This window comes from Burkholderia sp. E168m15 (genome assembly GCF_016586105.1).
Classification (GTDB): domain Bacteria; phylum Pseudomonadota; class Gammaproteobacteria; order Burkholderiales; family Burkholderiaceae; genus Burkholderia; species Burkholderia orbicola.
This window is the reverse complement of sequence record NZ_BCPO01000193.1, coordinates 1-19,790: the sequence shown is the minus strand read 5'-3', so window position 1 is coordinate 19,790 and position 19,790 is coordinate 1. Positions and strand designations below refer to the sequence as shown.

Below are 19,790 nucleotides of genomic sequence, written 5' to 3'. Positions count from 1 at the left end.
GCGCTGCCGGGATGCAATTCTTCTGTGAGTCGATGTTTCGGACAAACGAATTTTCCGAACGCATTGCATGACGCACGCGCATGAGCGCACCACATCGTGAACTAGACGACCGGTCGAATGAGACCGACCAGTCACCTAGGACTGGCTCACAGAGATAACGAACGTGTGCTGCCCCGAGTGGATGCGCTCCGCTCATGCATAGCGTGCATAGATTCCGTTTGTCGCGGCGAATCGATCCGGCAAGAATCCACCTCACTCGACGAACGGCGCCGCCGGCACCGTGGCGCGAGCGGCCGTGTTCCTCAAGGGGAGAATCCTCGTGACGAAGTACGCATCCACCATTCACCGCCTGATCGAATCGCTCGAGGACGTGGCGGGCGCCATGCATCGCATGACGTTCGTCGACGACGCGGGCCACGAAGCGGGCATCACGTACCGGCACTTCGCGGAAGAGGTTTTTCGTCAGGCCGGCGCGCTGCGCGAGCTCGGGGTACGCGAGAACGATCTGGTGATGCTCGCGCTGCCGGCGTCGGTCGAGCATGCAGCCGCGATGATGGCCTGCGTGATGACCGGTGCACTGCCCTGCACCGTGCCCGTTCCCATGCGGCGTGCGGCGGCCGGGAGACAAGTGGCGGACGTCGCGTGCGAGCTGTACCGGCCGCGCCTCGTGGTTGCCGCGGACGCGCAAGCCGCGGCCTGGCGCGACGATGCGTTTCCCGCGGCCGCCACGCGCGTGGTCGATCTCGCGACGCTATCGAGCGCGGCCGACGCCGGCGCGCGCGCGCTGATCAGTTCCAAGAGCGGCCGCGATCCGCATCATGTTCAGCTCACGTCCGGTTCGACGTCGCATCCGAAGGCCGCGGTGCTCAGCCACGAGAACGTGATCGCGAACGTGCTCGGCATCGGCGGATCGGTGCGCTTCGACATCGCGGCCGGCGACGGCACCGCGTCGTGGCTGCCGCTCTATCACGACATGGGGCTGCTCACGCTGCTGTCGAACCTGCATTACCGCGCGCCGCTGCTGATGATGCAGCCGAACAGCTTCATCCGGAATCCGCTCGGCTGGCTGAAGCGCATCGCGTCGGCGCGCGCAACGACGACGTCGGTGCCGACCTTCGCGCTGCGCTACTGCGTGCGCCGCTTCAACGCCGCCGCGATGGACGGCGTCGATCTGTCCGCGTGCCGCAACATCTTCATCGGCGGCGAACGCGTGGACGACGCGACGCTGCGCGATTTCGCCGCGACATTCGCGCCGTACGGGCTGGCAGCGTCGGCGCTGCAACCGTGCTACGGGATGGCCGAATCGACGCTCGCGGTATCGATGCATCGCGCATGGCACGAAGGCGCGGTCGACGGCGCGCCGTACGTGATCGCCGATACGCTCGACCGGCGCGCGCTGATCGAGCGCCGCGACGCGCAGCCGGCCGCCGCGAACGACGGCCAGGACACAGAGACCGAAACGGTGCTCGCGATGGGCACGCCGATCGACGGGATGGCGTTCCGCATCCTCGACGACGGCGGCCATGCGCTGGCCAACCGCGCGGTCGGCGAAGTCGCGATCCGCGGCACGTCGGTGATGCTCGGCTACCTGAACCCCGACGACGGCACGATCGCCGCGCCGCTGACGGCCGACGGCTGGTTCCGCACCGGCGACATCGGCTACGTCGCGGACGGCCAGCTGCATATCCTCGGCCGCAAGAAGGAAGTCATCATCATCCGCGGCAGCAACTATTTCCCGCACGAGATCGAGGAAGCGCTGGCGTCGCACAGCGCGCTGCGCAAGAGCACCTGCATCGCGTTCGGCCTGCCCGATCCCGAAACCGGCACCGAGCGGCTGGTCGTCGCGATCGAGGCGCGGCCCGTCGACGCGACGCCGCAAACGCGCACCGAGTGCCAGCAGTTGCTCGCGTCGCGCATCGGCTTCGCCGCGCAGGATCTGTGTTTCGTCGAGCCCGGCTCGCTGCCGCGCACGACGAGCGGCAAGCTGCAACGCCTGAAGTGTCGCGATCTCTATGCGAACGGCGCGCTGCCCGTGATTCCCGCGTCGGCCGCCGTCGAAGCAGTCCAGGGAGCGTTCGCATGACGGCCTCGTCCCTCGCCCCGGTGCTCGAACTGCGCGACGTCACGCGCACATACGAAGGCGCGGGCCGCGTCGTCGCGGTGCGCGGCGCGACGATCTCGATCGGGCAGCGCGACGTCGTCGCGCTCGTCGGGCCGTCGGGCAGCGGCAAAAGCACGCTGCTCAACCTCGCCGGCTTTCTCGACGTGCCGACGAGCGGCGAACGCTGGCTCGAAGGCCGCCGCATCGACGACGCGCCGGACACGCTCGAACGAATTCGCCGCGAACGCATCGGCTTCGTATTCCAGCAATTCAACCTGATTCCGGTGATGTCGGCGCTCGAAAACGTCGAGCTCGGCTGCTTCGCATGGGGCACGCCGCGCACGCGGCGCGAACGGGCCCGCGCGATGCTTGATGCGGTGGGGCTCGCCGCGCGCGAGCGGCACCGCCCCGGCGAGCTGTCCGGCGGCGAGCAGCAGCGCGTCGCGCTGGCCCGCGCGCTCGCCAAGGAGCCGGCCATCGTGATCGCGGACGAACCAACCGCGAGCCTCGACAGCACCAACGCGCGCGCGGTCGCCGAGCTGATCCTCGACACCAACCGCACGCTGGGCACCGCCTTTCTGATTGCGTCGCACGACGATCGTCTGTGCGCGCACCTGCCGCGCCGCATCGAGATGCGCGACGGCGTACCGGGAGTGAATCGTGAACTGGTCGACGTTTGCGTGGCGTAACCTCTGGCGCAACCGGCGCCGCACCGTGCTGACGATGGCGATGATCGGCGTCGCCGCGTTCGCGTCGAGCCTCGCGCTCGGCTACGTGATCGCAACCTTCGACGCGGTGCGCGAAGGGTCGATCGACAGCGGCGTCGGCCACGTGCAGGTGCTGCACCACGGCTATCTCGACCTGATCGGCGAACGGCCGCTGCAATACGGACTGACCGCGGACGAGCAGGCCGCCGCCACGCAGGCGATTGCAAAGCTGCCCGGCGTCGCGACGACCGCGCGCGGCATCGACTTCGACGGGCTCGTGTCGAACGGCGATCTCAGCTACGGCTTCGTCGGCGAAGGGATCGAGCCGAATCGCGAGCCGCCCGGCTTCTTCGACTATCACACGGTGCTGTCGGGCCGCTATCTGTCGCCGACGAACGCCGGCACCGAAGTCGTCGTCGGCGCCGAACTCGCGCGCAAGCTCGGCGTGCACGTCGGCTCGGTCGTGCAGTTGATGGCGTCGACCGCGCACGGCGGCATCAACGCGACCGACGCGCAGATCGTCGGCGTGATGAGCACCGGCAACAAGGACGTCGACGAACGGATCGTCAACGTGACGTTCACGGCCGCGCAGGCGCTGCTGCGCACCGACCGCGCGTCGCGCATCGCGGTGTTCCTCGAGGACACCGCCGGCACGCCGGCCGCAGCAGCAGCGCTGCGCGCGGCGCTGCCGACGCTCGACGTGAAGACCTGGGATCAGCTCGTGTCGCTCTATCACCAGGTCGTCGCGCTGTACAAGAACCAGTTCTCGGTGTTCGGCGCGATTCTCTGCGTGACGATCCTGCTGTCGATGAGCAACTGGATCCTGATGAGCATCGTCGAGCGGCGCCGCGAGATCTCGACGCTGCGCGCGCTCGGCGTGCCGGCCGCCACGGTGCGCGGCGTGCTGATCCAGGAAACCGCGCTGCTCGGCCTGCTCGGTGCGGCCGCCGGCATCGCGCTCGCGCTGCTGACGATGGTCGCGCTCAATCACGCGCAGATCCACCTGCCCGCACCACCCGGCCGCGTGAAGCCGATCCTGCTCGAATTCACGGTGTCGCCCGTCGCCGTGGCCGCCGTCGAAGCCGCGTTCGTCGTGCTCGGCGTGGCCGCGGCGCTGCTCGCGACGCTCGGGCTCGCGAAACGCAACATCCTCGAAGGACTCGCCCCATGAATCGCATTCGCCTCACGTTCGCCGCATTCGCCGCGCTCGTCGCGTGCGCGCCGCTCGCCGCGCAAGCGGCCGACGCGCCGGCGGCCCAGACCATGCTCGCCCGCGCCGACGCGTATCGCAGCACGGCCGCCGATACGCAGACGAACATCCAGATCACCAACGAAGTCGGCGGACAGTCCGGCGACGCGACGCGCTATCTCGTCTACACGCGCGGCAACGGCGACACGCTCGCGCTGACGCGCAGCGGCGAGAACGACGGCCAGAAGTACCTCGCGACGACGCGCGGGCACTGGTTCTACGTGCCGAACACGCGCAGCGCGGTACGCATCAACGGGATGCAGCGGCTGCAAGGCGAAGTCGTGATCAGCGACATCACGCGCACGCACTGGGCCGACAGCTATCGCGCGACGGCCGCGCCCGGCACGACGCCGATCGCCGGCAAGCCGGCCACCGAGCTCGACCTGACCGCGACCGATCCCGACAACGTCTACCCGACGATCAAGCTGTGGGTCACGCCCGATACCGACGTGCCGGTGCGCGCGCAGTTCTTCCTGGCGAGCGGCCTGCTGTTTCGCAGCGCCGATTTCTCCGCGCCGGTCGACGCGAACGGCCGCAAGGTGATCCGCAAGATCACGTATCGCAACGAGGTCGAGAAACAGCGCGCAAGCGTCGTCGACATCCTCGACGGCCAGCCGCGCAAGATTCCGTCGGGCTGGTTCAATCCCGACACGCTCGCCGATGGCCAGTGAGTACGACGCCGATGCCGACGCTCATCGTGACCGCCTCCATTCATCGCCCGAACGCGCCCGCCGCGGCTGGCCCGGTGTCGCGCTTGCCATCCCGCTCGCGCTCGGCTGCACGCTCGCGCACGGAGAATCGCTGATGGACCAGCTCGGCACGCTCAACGGCATCGGCTACGCGCGCACCGTCGACAGCATGGACGGCCGCGCGCTGCTCGGCCGCCTGATCGGCGATTCGCCGCGCAATCAGCAGGAAGCCGGCCTGCTCGCGCGCATCGACGGCGAGAACCTGTTCGCGAATGCGCGCGTGGTCGCGAGCAACCACTCGCTCGGCGCGCAGGCGAGCCGCTTCAACGAAGCCGGCGTGCGCTACGCGTTCGACAACGGCATCACGCTCACGGCGGGCAAGCGGATCGATACGCTCGACACGTCGCAGGCGTTCTTCCCGCTCGGCTTCTTCCAGAAGCGGGCCGCGACGGCCGACATCTACGATCGCTACGGCGACGTCGAAGGCACGCCGCTCGTCGAAGCGAAATGGGCCGGCGAGCAGACCACGCTGCAGTTCATCGCCGGCGAGAACCGCACGCTGCGCAACGACGTCGACAACCGCGACGTGCAGGGCGCGACGCAGCTCGTACGCGGCGCCTACAACTGGTCGGGCGGCTCGGCCGCGCTGCTCGCCGGCCGTCACGCGGGCCGCGGCGGCACCGGCGCGACGCTGTCGTTCGACGTCGCGCGCTCGAACACCGTCTATGCGAGCGCGTGGGTCGAGCGCGGCACGACGCGGCCGCTGCCGGCCTTCATCGCGAACGGCACGCCGCTCGATACGGCCGCCGCGTACGACGCCGTCGATCGCCGCAACGATCGCCAGTACATGTGGCGCAGCGCGCTCGGCATGCAGAGCGCGCTGCCCGGCAACCTGTCGCTGATCGTCGAGTGGTCGCACGACGAAGCGCGTTACGACGCGAGCCAGTGGCGCCGAATGGTCGGTGCGGTACAGGCGAACAACGCGCTGCTGCCCGTCGCGCCCGGCGCGGCGCTGGCCGGCCTCGGCGGCACGGCCAATTTCGTGAGCGTCGACGGCAGCCTGCGCGACTACCTGTTCGCGCGGCTCGGCAAGAAAGTCGGCCGCATCGAGTATTCGCTGCGCGGCGTCTATTCGCCGCAGGACAAGGGCCTGCTCGCGATCGCGCAGGTCGTCGCCGACGTGAATCAACGCGTGAGCGTCGATGTCGCGCTCACCCACGCCTTCTCCGACAGCCAGTCCGAGTACCGGATGGTCGGTCTCGGCACCCGCATCGACGCCGCCGTGCGCGTGCGTTTCTGACAGGAACCCTGCCATGTCCACGCTTTCCGCCCCCGGCCCGCTCGCACCGTCGCTGCTCTTGCGCGTGGCCGATCAGGCCGCGTATCCGGTACTGCGCCACCTCGATGCGATCGGCACGCCGCCGCATGCGGCGGCCCGGCTCGTCGAGGCTGCCGCCGTGCGGCTGCTCGACAGCGAGATGGTGATCGCACTGCGCTCCACGGCACCGGACGTGCTGCCCGACGCGTCCGCGTCGACCCCGCTGCGGCATGACGAGGCGCCGCTCACCGAAGCGCTGCTCGAGCAGATCGGCCGCGAAGGGTTTCATCACCTGTTCAAGCCGTTCATGCGCGCGTTCATCCGCATCATGTTCGGGCTGTTCTTCTCGGACGACCAGAATCGCCGCGCCTGCGAGTGCATCGACGCCGGCCACAACTTCGCGTTCCTGATGAGCGACGGCGGCGGACCGACGCTCGCTGCCTGGCGCACGGTCGTGCGCAGCGACGACAACGGCCTCGCACTGACCGTCGACAAGGTGTGGGGCATCGAGGCGCATCGCGACTGCATGGCCGTCGTCGCCGCGCGCTTGCCCGGCGTGATGTTCCCGGCCGCCTACCTCGTGTGGCCCGACGAATACCGAAAGCTGAAACGCTCGACCTGCGGCGCGCCGTTCCTCGCGGGCAACCTGCAGCTCGCGAACGTCGGCGGCCAAGTGCGCGTCGCCGCCGAGGACCGGCTGCGGATCGGCGGCCCGACCGTATTCAACAAATACCTGACCGTCGTGCGGCCGTACTTCGTCCGCGCGCTGATGGCGCACGTCGGCTGGCTCGAGCGGACCGGCCGCGTCGAACTCGACGCCGATGCGCGCGCCGTGCACCGCTTCATCGCGGACGCCGCGCGCAGCCAGACCGACGATGCGCACTACAGCTTCGGCAAGGTGCAGCGCGTGCTCGCGATCAAGCTGCTGTCGAACGAGTTCCTGAGCGCGCTCGTACGCGACGGCAAGGTGCCGCTGTTCGACGACCAGCGCGACCTGCTGGCGTTTTCGAAGATGGAAGGCAGTTCGTACCGTTGTTATCACGAGCTTCGCAAGAGCCTGCGCTGCGAAGCCGGCAGTTGACCCACGCGACAGGCCGATCGATCCCGATCAAATCCACTCAACTTCAGGAGCTCCCCTCATGACGACCCAGAACGTTCCGGCCGACGCGCTCGACATCCTGTCCCGCGAAGTCGCGAAGATCCTCAACGTCGAAACCGTCGACACGGACGCCGGCATCGGCGAACTCGGCATCGATTCGCTGAACATCGTCGAGCTGATCGTGTTCTGCGAACAGCTTTACGGCTCGATCGATCCGGAAGCGCTGAACATCACGCAGTACACGACGCTGCAACAGCTCGACGCGCAACTGCGCAGCCAGCAGCACGCGGCCTGATACGGCGATGCTCGCGCCCCTTGCCCCCGTGGCGGCCGCCGCCGTCCAGCCGGCCCCGGCGACCGCGCTGACCGTGCAGGCGCTCGCGTACCGGCGCGTCGCGCCGTCGCGCGACGGCGCGGCCGTGCCGCTCGACGATACGGCCCGCGCGATCGGCACGCTCGCGTGCGCCGAACGCGAGCGGCTGTGCGGTGCGATCGGCGCGGACGACTACGTGGTCAGCTCGACGATCCTGTCGATGCTGCTGATGAACGATTCGCCGCAGCATCGCGTGTTCGCGCAGGCCCTTGCCGGCGCGAACGACTACACGCCCGACTGGATGACCTGCTCGTACGAATGCGCGGGCTGGGGCTACGTGCTGCGCCGCGCGCTCGCGACCGCGGCGGAAACCGGGCCGCGCACGCTGCTGCTGCAGATCGTCGACGTCGACGTGCACGGCTACACGTACTGGCACGGCAATCCCGCCTGGGGGCGCTCGGGCTTCGGCGTCTGCACGCTGCTCGTCGACGTCGGCCGCGAACCGGCGCAGTCGGTCATCGCGGACGCCGCGCCGCCGGCCAGCGCGGTCGTGCGGCTCGGCCGCGACATCCGCACGTTCTGCGCGGCGCGCCCCGGCCTGCACGCGGCGCTGCCGTTCTTTCCGGCCACGTCGCGCCGCGCGCTGCTCGCGTCGGTCGGCAAGACGCCGCTGCTGCCGGACGGCCACGGCGTGTTCGGTCATGCGTTCGGCAGCGACCCGTGGCTGTCGGTGCTGCTCGCGCACCGCGACGGCGACACGCCGCGCCGCGCGGCCGTCTGCTCGCTCGCGCTGAACGGCTATTACGCGATCGCCGACGTCGCGTTCGCGCCGGACGCGACGTTTTCTCTCGACGGCGAGGCGTGACATGGTGCGACCCGTTCACTTCACCTACCGGATCGAGCGCGACGCGCGACAGCCCGTGGCGGTCGCGGCCAGCGCGTACCGGATGCCGCTCGACACGCCGGCCGACTATGCACGCGCCGCGCTCGCGGAAGCGGCCGGCGATGCGTACGACGCGGGCAATACGTCCGACGTGGCCGGCGGCGAGCGCCGCGTGCTGCTCGACCATGTCCAGTATTTCGCATTCCTCGCGGAAGTCACCGCGCGGATTCGCGACGCCGTGCATCCGGATGCCCGCCTGTTCATCGAGGTGTGCGCACCGTACTTCGGCGCGCTGCCGGCCGAACTGCTTGCCCCGCACGTGCTGCTCGGCGTGCACCTGTACGACGAAGCATTGCGCGACGCATCGCGCGGCGCGCCGGTCGTGTGGATCGGCGACCGCATCCTGCGCGATGCGGAATTCGCCGGCGACAACCGCGTGTGCTGCGCGATCTGGCCCGCGCGGCTCGCCGATGCGTTCGACGCGCAACTGCGCGGCGCGTGGCCGTCGTTCGCGATCCGTCTCGAACCGCACCCGGGCGCGTCGCGCGCCGCCGCCCCGTTTACCGATTCCGCCCATCATTCCGGCGCCGCCGCGCGGCCGGGGAGACCCTGACATGAATGACACGCTTACCGTGATGCAGGACACGGCCGATATCCGCTGGTCGATGCCCGTCGACGCGCTGATGTCGAACGACTACGCACTGCGCGAAGAGGCGCTGAACCGGCTGTACGAGAAGGCGAAGGCCGCGCAGTGGGACGTCGCGACCGACGTCGACTGGAGCCACGACCTCGACCCGGCGAACCCGCTCGGCATGCCCGACCCGACGCTGCTGATCTACGGCACCGAGCTGTGGGGCAAGCTCGCGGACGCCGACAAGCGCGAGGTGCGCCATCACGCGCAGGGCTGGCTGCTGTCGCAGATCCTGCACGGCGAGCAGGCCGCGCTGATCTGCGCGTCGAAGCTCGCGTCGGCCGAGGACGGCCTGAGCGCGCGGCTGTGCGCGGCCGCGCAGATGATGGACGAAGCGCGCCACGTCGAGGCGTACGCGAAGCTCGTCAACGAAAAGCTCGACGTCAGCTACCCGATGAGCCGCTCGCTGAAGGGGCTGCTGCACGACACGATCACGAGCAGCGCGCTCGACATGACGAACCTCGGGATGCAGGTGCTGGTCGAGGGCATCGCGCTGTCGATCTTCCAGAGCGTCGTCGCGTACAGCACCGATCCGTTCATCAAGGACCTGTTCCTGCGAATCCAGCGCGACGAAGCACGCCACTTCGCGGTCGGCCGGATCACGCTGTGCCGCGTGTATGCGGAGATGAGCTCGCACGAACTGCGCGAGCGCGAGGAGTTCATCTGCGAAGGCGCGGCCGTGCTGTACGAGCACCTGTGCGCGGACGACATCTGGGAACCGATGGGGCTGTCCAAGCGCGAATGCAGCGCAATGGTGCGCGAATCGCCGGTGTCGAGCTCGATCCGCCGCTCGATCTTCCGGCGCCTGGTGCCGACGATCCGCGAGATGGGGCTGCTCACGCCGACCGTGCAGGCGACCTTCGAAAAGCTCGACGTCCTCGACTACGCGGCGATGCCGCTCAACTGAACCATGACGACGACCTCCTCCCAAGCGTCACGCGATTTCTGGATCGGCATCGACGCGGTGGCGTACGAGCTGCCGGGCCCGCCCGTCGATATCGAGGCCTGGGCCGCCGAACGCGACTATCCGGCTCAGCGGGCGGCCGCGATCGCGCAGTCGGGCAGCCGCTATTTCCACATGGCGCTCGACACGAGCGAGACCGATCTCGCGATCGCGGCGGTCGGCCGGCTGCTCGACACCGCGCGCGTGCATCCGTCCGACGTCGGCGCGATCGTGCACGTCCACACGCAGCAGTTCAGCGTGCCGCCCGCGCCGCGCAGCCTGCCGCACGAAGTGGCCGCGCAATTCGGCATCGAGCCGCTGTGGCTCGGCTCCGTCGCGCAACTGAACTGCGTGTCGGTCGCGGCCGGCATCGAGACGGTTCGCGCGCTGATGCGCCGCCATCCGCAGCTCGACGCGGCGCTCGTCGTGTCGTCCGACCGCGTGTACGGCGAGGATTACCGGATGCGGCAGATGACCGGCGTGCAGTGCGACGGCGCGGCCGCGATGCTGATCGCGCGCAACAGCACGAAGAACCGGCTCGGCGGCATCGCGATCGAGACGCACGCGAAATGGCATCGCGGGTCGGACACGGTCGCCGCGAACGAGGCCGACCTGATCATGATGGAGTGGCCGTACACGCGCCGCGCGATCGACGCGGCCGTCGCGCTCGAGCCGCATGCGCTCGACGCGTACGACCTCGTGCTGCCGCACAACGCCGACCTGCCCGGCTGGAACGCGCTGTGCCGCGCGATGCGCGTGCCCGCCGAGCGGCTCTACGCGGACAACATCCATGCGCGCGGCCACGCGTGCTGTTCGGATTTTCCGATCAACCTGGCCGACGTCGGGCTCGATGCGCTCGCGCATGGCCGGCGCGTGCTCGGCGTGATGCAGTCGAACTGCGGCGCGTATGCGGCCGCCACGCTCCATCCGGTGGGCCGCCATGACGCCTGAGCGCCCGCTTCCCGCCACCGCCGATCACGCGTGGATCACCGATCTGCGCACGCCGTGCTACGTGTACGAGCCCGAGATCGCGATCGCCCGCTACCGGTCGCTGAAGGCGCGGCTCGGCACGCGGCTGATCGTGTCGCTGAAGGCGAACCCGAACCAGGACATGCTCGCGCGCTGCGCGCATGCGTACGACGACGGCGTCGAACTCGCGAGCCGCGGCGAACTCGACGCGGTGATCGGCCGGATCAAGACGCCGCGCTACCTGAACAATCCGTCGATGGACGAGATGTTCATGCGGGCGGGGCTCGCGTCGCGCTGCCATTTCGTGCTCGACAACCCGGACGCGGTCGCGCGCTTCGTGCCGCTCGCCCGCGAAGCGGCGGCCGGCGGCAGCACGCCGGGCGCGGTGCTGCTGCGCGTGAATGCCGGCGCGCTGGCGGGTGAACAGGCGCGCGCACCGTGGCACGACCACTTCGGGATGACGCCGAACGAGGCGCACGACGCGGTGCGCACGCTCGCGGCTGCCGGCCTGCCGGTGGCCGGGTTGCACGTCTTCTCCGGCCCGCATTCGTTCATCCGCCAGGACCCGACGCAGCCCGACACGCTCGTGTTGCCCGAATTGCTCGCCGCGCTGGCCCGCGATCTCGCACCCGCCAACGGCGCGCCGCTCGGTTCGTTGAGCCTCGGCGGCGGTTTTGCCGACGATCACCCGGGCGATGCCGCGTTCGACCGCTATGCCGCCGCGCTCGCGCCGCTGGCCGGCCCCTATTCGCTCGCGCACGAATCGGGCCGCGCGATCTTCGCCGATGCGGGCGTGTTCGCGACGCGCGTCGTCGCGGTGAAGACATGGCAGGACCGCACGATCGCCGTCTGCGACGGCGGCCTGTCGCATGCGTTCCTGCTCGCGCAGACCGAATCGGTGATGCGCCGTCTGGCCGCGCCGTCGCTCGTGCGCCGCACGCCCGCGCCGCCGCCGCGCGGCGTGCCGACGCTCTACGTCGGCAGCACCTGCAGCCGCGCGGACGTGATCGGCCGCGACGACGCGGGCGCGCCGCCGCAGGTCGGCGACATCGCGGTGTTCGAACGCTGCGGCGCGTATCACCGCACGTACTCGATGGCGCATTTCCTGTCCCACGAAGCCGCGCACGTGTACGTGCGGCCGGCCTAAACCCGAGGAGCCGATCATGAACGCATTGATCAGCATCGCCGACCTGCTCGAACACGGCGCCGAGCGCTGGCCGCATCATCCGGCGTATGCCGACGGCGACGGCACCCTGACTTACGATCAGCTCGCCCGCGCGGTCCGGCGCGCCGCCGCCGTACTCGCGGCGCGCGGCGTGCGGCCCGGCGAACGCGTCGCGATCTACGCGCCGAAGCGCGTCGAAACCGTGGTCGCGATGCTCGCGGCCAACGCACTCGGCGCGATCTTCGTACCGGTCAATCCGCAGTTGAAGGAAGCGCAGATCGAACACATCGTCGCCGACAGCGGCGCCGCGCTGTTCGTGACCGGCGCGCAGCGGCTCAAGCGCCTGCCGGCGCTCGCCGCGCTCGTCGGCGCGCGCACGCTGCTGATCGAGGAACTGGCCGATGCGATCGACTCGCCGGGCACCGATACGCCGGCATCAGCATCGGCAGCGGCCCCCGCCGGCCGCCCGGTCGACGACGATCCGGCTGCGCTGCTCTATACGTCCGGCTCGACCGGCAAGCCGAAGGGCGTCGTCGTGTCGCATCGCAACCTGGTGTCGGGTGCGTTCAGCGTCGCCGCGTATCAGCAGCTCGCCGAAGACGACGTCGTGCTCGGCGTGCTGCCGCTCAGCTTCGACGCGGGCCTGAGCCAGCTCACGACCGCGCTGGCGTCCGGCGCGTGCTACACGCCGCTCGACTTCCTGCAGCCGGCCGAGGTGCCGCGCCATTGCGACGCGTTCGGCGTGACGTCGATCACCGGCGTGCCGCCGCTGTGGATGCAGATCGCGTCGGCCGGCTGGAGCGACACCGCACGCACGCGGCTCCGCCGCTTCGCGAACACCGGCGGCCATCTCGCGACGCCGCTGCTGCACCGCCTGCAGGCGCTGTTCACGCAGGCTTCGCCGTACCTGATGTACGGGCTGACCGAGGCGTTCCGCTCGACCTACCTGGCGCCGGCCGACGCGGCGCTGCGCCCGACGTCGATCGGCAAGGCCGTGCCGAACGCGGAGATCCTCGTGCTGCGCGCCGACGGCAGCGAATGCGCGGCCGACGAACCCGGCGAGCTCGTGCACCGCGGCGCGTTCGTCACGCTCGGCTACTGGAACCGGCCCGAGCTGACCGCGCAGCGCTTTCGTCCGCTGCCGCGCCGGCACGGCGAGATTCCGCGCCCGGACGTCGCCGTGTGGTCGGGCGACATCGTGCGGCGCGACGCGGACGGTTACCTGTACTTCGTCGCGCGCGGCGACGACATGATCAAGACCTCCGGCTATCGCGTGAGCCCGACCGAGGTCGAGGACGTGCTGTTCGCGCTGCCGCACATCCGCGAGGCCGCGGTATTCAGCGTCCCGCACCCGGCGCTCGGTGAAGCGATCGCCGCGTGCGTCGTGTCGACGCTCGACGCCGACGCGTGCCGCGCCGACATCGCCCGCGCATGCCGCGACGCGTTGCCCACCTACATGAACCCGCTCGTCGTCGAGCCGCTGCCGACGTTGCCGCGCAACCCGAACGGCAAGATCGACCGACCCGCATTGAAAGCGCAGTATCGCGACGCGTTCGCGCGCCCGAACCTCGAGGAGACCGCAGCATGAGCCTGTCGACGCTCGATGAAACCTGTGTCGGCGCGCCGCGCGTCGCCGCGCCCGGCACGCTCGCATTGTCCGGCGGTGTCGTGGTGCTGCCGCCCGCCGTCGTGTTCAGCGCAATCCAGGCGCAGGAGCGCCACCCCGGCTACCGGCACCTGCTGCTGCCGCAGGCGCGCTTTGCGCGGCCGCGCGGCATGGGCGCGCTGACGCCCGACGAAGGCACGCGCCTCGCGCCGGGCGGCCGGCCCGCGCTGCGCGTCGCACCGCCCGGGCGCAGCCTCGCCGATCTGGCCGCCGACGCGGCGCTCGACCTGCGCGACCAGCTCGGCTCCGGCGCGCTGGCCCGCACGACGCACGTGATCGTCGCCAGTTGCGCGCTCAACGAAGGGATCGGCGACTCGGTCGTCGGCCGCATGCAGTACGAACTCGGGCTGCAGCGCGTGACGCCGTTCGCGCTCGGCCAGAACGGCACGCTCGGCTGGTATTCGGCGCTGATGCTGCTCGACGGGCTGCTGCTCGACGAAGGCGACCAGGCGCTCGTGATCCTCAGCGACAAGTGGCTCTACCCGTTCTTCCGCCAGTTCGGCGACCTGGTCGGCTACGGCGACGCGGCCGCCGCGCTGCTCGTGTCGCGCGCGGGCCCGGCGCCGGAACCTGCGGCGTGGGGCGGCGTACGGTCCGTCGCGCTCGAATTCGGGCCATCGATCACGGACCCGTGGGCCGATGCGCCAACCGCGCTGCGCGACACGCTCGCGCCGGTCGCCGCCCGCGCGATCCGCCGCGCGCTCGAACAGGCCAACTTGCGCGCGAACCAGATCGACTGGTGCGTGCCGCCCGGATTCGATCCCGGCTTCGCGGCGCGCGTGGCCGACGCCGCGTCGATTCCGGTCGCCGCGCGCATCCAGCACGACGGCTCGGGCCATCTGTCGTCGGCCGAATCGGCCGCCGCGCTGATCCGGCTCGCGGGCGCGCTCGACGAAGGCGAGCGCCGCACGGTGCTCGTGTGGGACGCGGCGCTGCATGGCGCGGCGGCCGCCGCCGTGGTCGACCTGGCCGGCGGCCTCGACGCCGCACTCGATATCGAAGGAGACGCATGATGAGCGCATACAAGGTAAGCCTGCGCGAACTGCGCTTCTTTCTGTGGGAACTGTTCGAGGCCGACAAGCGGTTCCTGGCGGAACACGGCCTGTACGGCACGCACGATCGCGCGTCGATCGATGCACTGCTCGAACGCGCACGCGATTTCGCGCTCGACCTCGGGCGCAGCTACCAGCAGGCCGACGTCGAGGGCTGCACGCTGCTCGACGACGGTCAGGTACGAATTCCTTCGCATTTCCACGCGCTGTGGGCGCGCTTTCGCGACGAATGGTCGAACACGCTGTTCGGCACCGCGCACGGGCTGCCGCCGATCGTCACGCAGATGATCTACGAGATGTTCATGGGCGCGAACCCGTCGTTCATGACCTACGGCGGCTTCACGCGCCCCGCGGTCAAGCTGCTGCAGATGCACGGCACGCCGCACCAGAAGGCGCTGATCGCACCGCTCGAAGCGTACCGCTGGGACGCGTGCTTCTGCGCGACCGAACCGCAGGCCGGCACCGACCTGACCGCCGTGGCGCTGCGCGCGACGCCGCTCGAACGTGATATCTACGCGATCGACGGCGAGAAGGTGTACATCTCGGCCGGCATGCACGAACTGACGGAAAACACGCTGTATTTCGTGCTCGGCCGCATCGATACCGCGTCGCCGGATTCGTTCTCGCTGTCGTGCCTCGTCGTGCCGCGCTTCTGGCCCGACGAGGAAACCGGCGAGCTGCAGCCGAACCACGTCGACTGCATCGGCCTGCCGCGCAAGATGGGGCTCAAGGGCTGCGCGAACACGCATCTCGTGTTCAGTTCGAACGGCACGACGAAAGGCTGGCTGCTCGGCGGCCGGCGCAACGTCGGCCTGCTGCAGCTGATGCCGCTGATGAACCAGGCGCGCATGAGCACCGGGATGTTCGGCGTCGGCGTCGCGTCGAGCGCATACCTGCACGCGGTCGAGTATGCGGGCCGCCGGCTGCAGGGCCGGCCGATCGAGCGCGCATCGAACACCCACGCCGCGCGCGTCGCGATCGTCGAGCACGCGGACGTGCAGCGCATGCTGGTCGACATGAAAAGCCGCGTCGACGGCTGCCGCGGCCTGCTCGGCAAGCTCGCGGCGACCGCGACGCGCGCGGCGATGCTCGAAGCCACGCCCGACGCCGACCCGGCCGAGATCGAGCGCCATCGCAAGCTGCAATTGCTGCTGACGCCGATCTGCAAGGCGTTCATCTCCGACCAGGCGTGGCGCATCTGCGAAACGGCGATCCAGGTGCATGGCGGGCTCGGCTATACCGACGCGAGCCCGGTCGAGCAGAACGCGCGCGACGTGAAGATCCTGTCGATCTGGGAAGGCACGAACTACATCCAGGCGCAGGATCTCGTGCGCGACAAGCTCGGCTTCGGCCGCCATTCGCGGCTGATCCAGTACTACCGCGACGAACTCGACGCGTTCCTCGCGCAGCAGCATCACGCCGGCACGCATGCGGAACTGCGGCCGCTGTTCGATGCGTTGCGCGTGGGCGCCGACCGGATCGCCGCCGCGCTCGACGACATCGCCCGCGACGTGCAGGACGGCCACACGCATCGCAGCAGCCAGTTCTACACGCGCTTTCTGGAGATGTTCGGCGTGGTCACGTCGGCGTGGGTGCTGCTCGAATCGGCGACGATCGCCGCGCGCCGGCTCGATGCGCCGGACACCGCCGACGCGCCGGCCGAGCTGGCGTTCTATCGCGGCAAGCTGAAGAGCGCGCGCTACTACTTCGCGAACGTGCTGCCCGTCGTCGATCAGCACGCGGCCGTGATCGCCGCGATGGCGCACGCGGCGATCAGCGTCAGCAGCGACGAACTCGCCGCGGTGGAATGACATGGACACGACACTCGACTCCAGCATCTCCGCCACCACGACCGCGACCGGCGCTGCGCCGCGCAACCTGCTCGGCCGACCGACGACGCGCCATCGCGGCACCGATATCGACGGCGCGACGCTCGACCCCGAAGCGCTGCGGGTGCGCGATCTCGACCTGAACGCGCTGATCGGCGCGACGACGTTCGAAGGCGCGCTCGCGCATCTGTGGTTCGACGTCGCGCCGGGCAGCACCGACCATCGCGCGCACGAGGCGACGATCGCCGCGCGGCTCGCGGCGTTCGCCGATGCACTGGCGCCGGGCTCGGTCGCCCAGTCGGTCGCCGCCGACCTCGGCGCGGCGGGCGTCGCGCCGGTGTTCGCGGCCGCGTCCGGCCTGCTGCGCGGCCTGGACGACGTGACCGACCGCGCGCGCGGCCCGGCGCCCGACGATGCCGATCTCGACACGATGCTGCTGTGCGCGGCCGCCGCGCCATTCCTGCTGCATGCGGCGATCGAGGGTCGGCCGTTCGCGGCCGGCACACCCGCCCGCGGCGGCACGGCGCTCGATGCAGCGCAGACGCAAGCGCAACGCATGCTCGTGCTGACCGGCGCGACGCGCGGCGATGCGCCGGCGCAAGCGGCGATGGACATGCTGCTCGTCGCGTGGCACGCCGGCTTCGGCTACATCACGCCGACCGTGCTCGCGCCACGCGTCGCGATCGGCACCGGCGTCACGCTGACGCAGGCGATCGCGTCCGGCTTCCTCGCGAGCGGGCCGTCGCACGTCGGCGCGGCACTCGAAGCGATGCAGTGGCTCGCCGCGCTCGCGCGGTCGATACCGGGCGGCACCGACGCGCCGGCCGCCGCGCTCGATGCGGCAGGCCGCGCGGCGATCGATGCGGCGCTCGACGCGAAACGCACGCTGTACGGCTTCGGCCATCCGCTGTTCGTCGCCGATCCGCGTCCGCCGCACATGCGCGGCCGGTTCGCGGCGAGCGGCTTCGACGGCGCGTACGTGACGTTGTTCGACGCGTGCTGCGCGCAGGCCGACGCGCGCCGCGCGCTGCGGCCGAACATCGATTTCCTGACCGCCGCGACGCTGCTCGAACTCGGTGTCGCCGCGCCGTCGTGGGGCGTCGGCATCGGGCTCGGCGCGCGCATCGCGGCGATGGCCGCGCATGCGGTGGAACGGCGCCGCCGCCCGGCGTTCGGCGTCAACAGCGCGACCGCGCGACGGCTGCTGGCCGCCGTGCCGGTCGGCTGGCTGTGAACCCTCACCCTTTTCGCACAAGGAACGTCATGCTGCTCAAGAACCTGCGCCCGGCGAACGACTACGATCGCTTCGCCACCGAAACGCTCGAACCGTGGGACCTGCTGTTCATCAGCCGCATCCGCCAGCTGGCGCGCGGGATGACGGCCGGCACGCTCGCCGACATCGGCACGGCCACCGGCGTCGTGCCGGTGCGGCTCGCGACCGATCCGGCGATGCGCGGCTGGCGCTACGTCGGCATCGACCTCGATCCGGCGATGCTCGACGAAGGCCGCCCGCGCATCCACGAACTCGGGCTCGACGACACGATCGAGATGCGCGTCGGCGACGCGCTCGCGCTGCCGTTCGACGACGGCACGCTGACGATGGCGGTCGGCCGCGCGACGCTGCACCACCTGCCCGACAAGGCGCTCAGCCTGACCGAGATGTACCGCGTGCTGGAGCCGGGCGGCATCGCGCTCGTGCACGACATGCGCCGCGACGCGCCGCAGCACCTGCTCGACCGCTTCACCGAGATGCGCGCCGCTGCCGACTATCCGCCGACCCACGTCGAGGAAAAGATCACGCTCGACGAAGCGCATGCACTCGTCGCCGAGGCCGGTCTGGCCGAAGTCGCGTCGATCTACAGCCCGAGCATGGGGCTCGGCGCGCTCGGCTTCGAAATCCTGCTGAAGAAACCGGCGCTGGCCTGAGCGATGACCGATCTCGCCTTCCTCGCCGCGCATGCGGCCGTGCGGCTCGGCGCCGACGACGTGCACTGCGCGCCGGTCGCGCCCGGCGCGACGCTGCCGCTGTGCGTGACGCCGCGCAGCGCCGAACTCGCGACGTCGCCGGAGATGTTTGTCGCATGGTACCGCTCGCGGCTCGACACGATCGACACGCTGCTCGACGCATGCGGCGCGCTGCTGTGGCGCGGCTTCGCGGTGCCCGACACCGCCGCGTTCGGCCGCCTCGGCGCGCTGTATCCGGCGCACGCGAACGGCTATACGGCCGGCGCCGCGCCACGCAAGCAGATCGACGGCCAGGTCTATGAATCGACCCGCATGCCGCCGCCGTTCAGGATCGGGCTGCATCAGGAGATGGCCTACATGCCCGCGTTTCCGCGCCTCGTCGCGTTCTACTGCCGGCAGCCGGCCGACGCGGGCGGCGAGACGCCGATCTGCGACATGCGGCGCGTGACCGCGCGCGTGCCGGCCGCGCTGCGCGCGCGGTTCGCCGAACGCGGCGTGATGTACCTACGCAATTTCGCGGCGCCGGGCGACCGCGCGGATGGTCTCGCCGCGAACCCGAACCTGCCGTTCGCCGCGTACCACCGGCCGTGGGACGACGCATTCGGCACGACCGAGCGCGACGAAGTCGAGCGGCTGTGCGCCGAGCGCGGCGTCGGCTGCCGCTGGCTCGACGACGGCAGCGTGACCGTATCGCACGTCGGCAGCGCGCTGCGCACGCATCCGCGCACCGGCGAGACGGTGTGGTTCAACCAGGCGAGCGCGCAGCACCCGAACCCGCGCTCGATGGGCGAGCTCAGCTATCGCTACCTGCAGCGCATGTACGGCGCGCGCGCCGCGTTCCCGTACGAGATCCGCTACGGCGACGGCGCACCGATGCCGTTCGACGATCTGGTGGCGATCTACGACGCGCTCGACGACGAGGAATGCGCGTTCCCGTGGCAGGCCGGCGACGTGCTCGTCGTCGACAACATGCTGGTCGCGCACGGCCGCAACCCGTACCGGGGCGCGCGCGACACGCAGGTCATGCTGTTCGACTGAGGATGCCGACGATGAGCGTTTCGTTTCTGGCGTCCGTGCGCGCGATGTTCGCCCCGCCCGCCGCGTTCGACCGGCCGCGGCGCGCGGGCACGCCGCCGCTGCCCGACGCACAT

18 protein-coding genes are annotated in these 19,790 nt (G+C 70.4%); all 18 read left to right on the top strand.

Annotation, left to right across the window (positions count from 1 at the left end):
- Positions 1-319: 319 nt before the first annotated feature.
- The 18 genes from JMF86_RS30705 to JMF86_RS30620 are packed head-to-tail and all read left to right on the top strand — an operon-like array spanning position 320 to position 19,677.
- Positions 320-2,083: a fatty acyl-AMP ligase gene (locus JMF86_RS30705; RefSeq protein ID WP_226292103.1), complete on the top strand. Its 1,764-nt coding sequence runs from the start codon at positions 320-322 to the stop codon at positions 2,081-2,083.
- Positions 2,080-2,790, top strand: coding sequence for an ABC transporter ATP-binding protein (locus tag JMF86_RS30700; protein ID WP_054928611.1), 711 nt, complete (start codon positions 2,080-2,082; stop codon positions 2,788-2,790). Before JMF86_RS30705 ends, JMF86_RS30700 begins: the two co-directional genes overlap by 4 nt.
- The gene (locus JMF86_RS30695) at positions 2,762-3,979 is read left to right on the top strand and encodes an ABC transporter permease (protein ID WP_054928610.1); all 1,218 of its coding nucleotides are present in this window, start codon (positions 2,762-2,764) and stop codon (positions 3,977-3,979) included. Before JMF86_RS30700 ends, JMF86_RS30695 begins: the two co-directional genes overlap by 29 nt.
- Positions 3,976-4,728 carry an outer membrane lipoprotein-sorting protein gene (locus JMF86_RS30690; protein ID WP_054928609.1) on the top strand — a complete coding sequence of 251 codons (753 nt, stop codon included), beginning with the start codon at positions 3,976-3,978 and terminating at the stop codon, positions 4,726-4,728. Before JMF86_RS30695 ends, JMF86_RS30690 begins: the two co-directional genes overlap by 4 nt.
- Entirely contained in the window at positions 4,718-6,046 is a 1,329-nt protein-coding gene (locus JMF86_RS30685; protein ID WP_054928608.1) for a hypothetical protein, read from the top strand. Before JMF86_RS30690 ends, JMF86_RS30685 begins: the two co-directional genes overlap by 11 nt.
- 13 nt (positions 6,047-6,059) lie before the next feature.
- Entirely contained in the window at positions 6,060-7,145 is a 1,086-nt protein-coding gene (locus tag JMF86_RS30680) for a hypothetical protein (protein WP_054928607.1), read from the top strand.
- Positions 7,146-7,203: 58 nt separating this feature from the next.
- A complete protein-coding gene (locus tag JMF86_RS30675; protein WP_006481176.1) occupies positions 7,204-7,458 on the top strand; it encodes an acyl carrier protein in 255 nt (84 codons plus the stop codon).
- A gap of 7 nt (positions 7,459-7,465) precedes the next feature.
- Complete coding sequence (locus JMF86_RS30670) at positions 7,466-8,341, top strand: hypothetical protein (protein ID WP_054928606.1); 876 nt, start codon at positions 7,466-7,468, stop codon at positions 8,339-8,341.
- Position 8,342: 1 nt separating this feature from the next.
- Entirely contained in the window at positions 8,343-8,972 is a 630-nt protein-coding gene (locus tag JMF86_RS30665; RefSeq protein ID WP_054928605.1) for a hypothetical protein, read from the top strand.
- 1 nt (position 8,973) lies between these two features.
- Entirely contained in the window at positions 8,974-9,957 is a 984-nt protein-coding gene (locus JMF86_RS30660; RefSeq protein WP_034176080.1) for a ferritin-like domain-containing protein, read from the top strand.
- Positions 9,958-9,960: 3 nt separating this feature from the next.
- Positions 9,961-10,944, top strand: coding sequence for a 3-oxoacyl-ACP synthase (locus JMF86_RS30655; RefSeq protein ID WP_012337010.1), 984 nt, complete (start codon positions 9,961-9,963; stop codon positions 10,942-10,944).
- Positions 10,934-12,109 carry a PLP-dependent decarboxylase gene (locus JMF86_RS30650; RefSeq protein ID WP_054928604.1) on the top strand — a complete coding sequence of 392 codons (1,176 nt, stop codon included), beginning with the start codon at positions 10,934-10,936 and terminating at the stop codon, positions 12,107-12,109. Before JMF86_RS30655 ends, JMF86_RS30650 begins: the two co-directional genes overlap by 11 nt.
- Before the next feature lie 16 nt (positions 12,110-12,125).
- Complete coding sequence (locus JMF86_RS30645; protein ID WP_054928603.1) at positions 12,126-13,715, top strand: acyl-CoA ligase (AMP-forming), exosortase A system-associated; 1,590 nt, start codon at positions 12,126-12,128, stop codon at positions 13,713-13,715.
- Positions 13,712-14,806: a hypothetical protein gene (locus JMF86_RS30640; RefSeq protein ID WP_011549199.1), complete on the top strand. Its 1,095-nt coding sequence runs from the start codon at positions 13,712-13,714 to the stop codon at positions 14,804-14,806. The genes JMF86_RS30645 and JMF86_RS30640 overlap by 4 nt, the downstream gene beginning before the upstream one ends.
- On the top strand, positions 14,806-16,656 hold the full coding sequence (locus tag JMF86_RS30635; protein WP_054928602.1) for an acyl-CoA dehydrogenase: 1,851 nt from the start codon (positions 14,806-14,808) through the stop codon (positions 16,654-16,656). The genes JMF86_RS30640 and JMF86_RS30635 overlap by 1 nt, the downstream gene beginning before the upstream one ends.
- Before the next feature lies 1 nt (position 16,657).
- Positions 16,658-17,908, top strand: coding sequence for a citrate/2-methylcitrate synthase (locus JMF86_RS30630; RefSeq protein ID WP_054928601.1), 1,251 nt, complete (start codon positions 16,658-16,660; stop codon positions 17,906-17,908).
- Positions 17,909-17,937: 29 nt separating this feature from the next.
- The gene (locus JMF86_RS30625) at positions 17,938-18,600 is read left to right on the top strand and encodes a class I SAM-dependent methyltransferase (RefSeq protein ID WP_054928600.1); all 663 of its coding nucleotides are present in this window, start codon (positions 17,938-17,940) and stop codon (positions 18,598-18,600) included.
- Positions 18,601-18,603: 3 nt separating this feature from the next.
- Complete coding sequence (locus JMF86_RS30620) at positions 18,604-19,677, top strand: TauD/TfdA family dioxygenase (protein WP_124548446.1); 1,074 nt, start codon at positions 18,604-18,606, stop codon at positions 19,675-19,677.
- Positions 19,678-19,790: the final 113 nt, after the last annotated feature.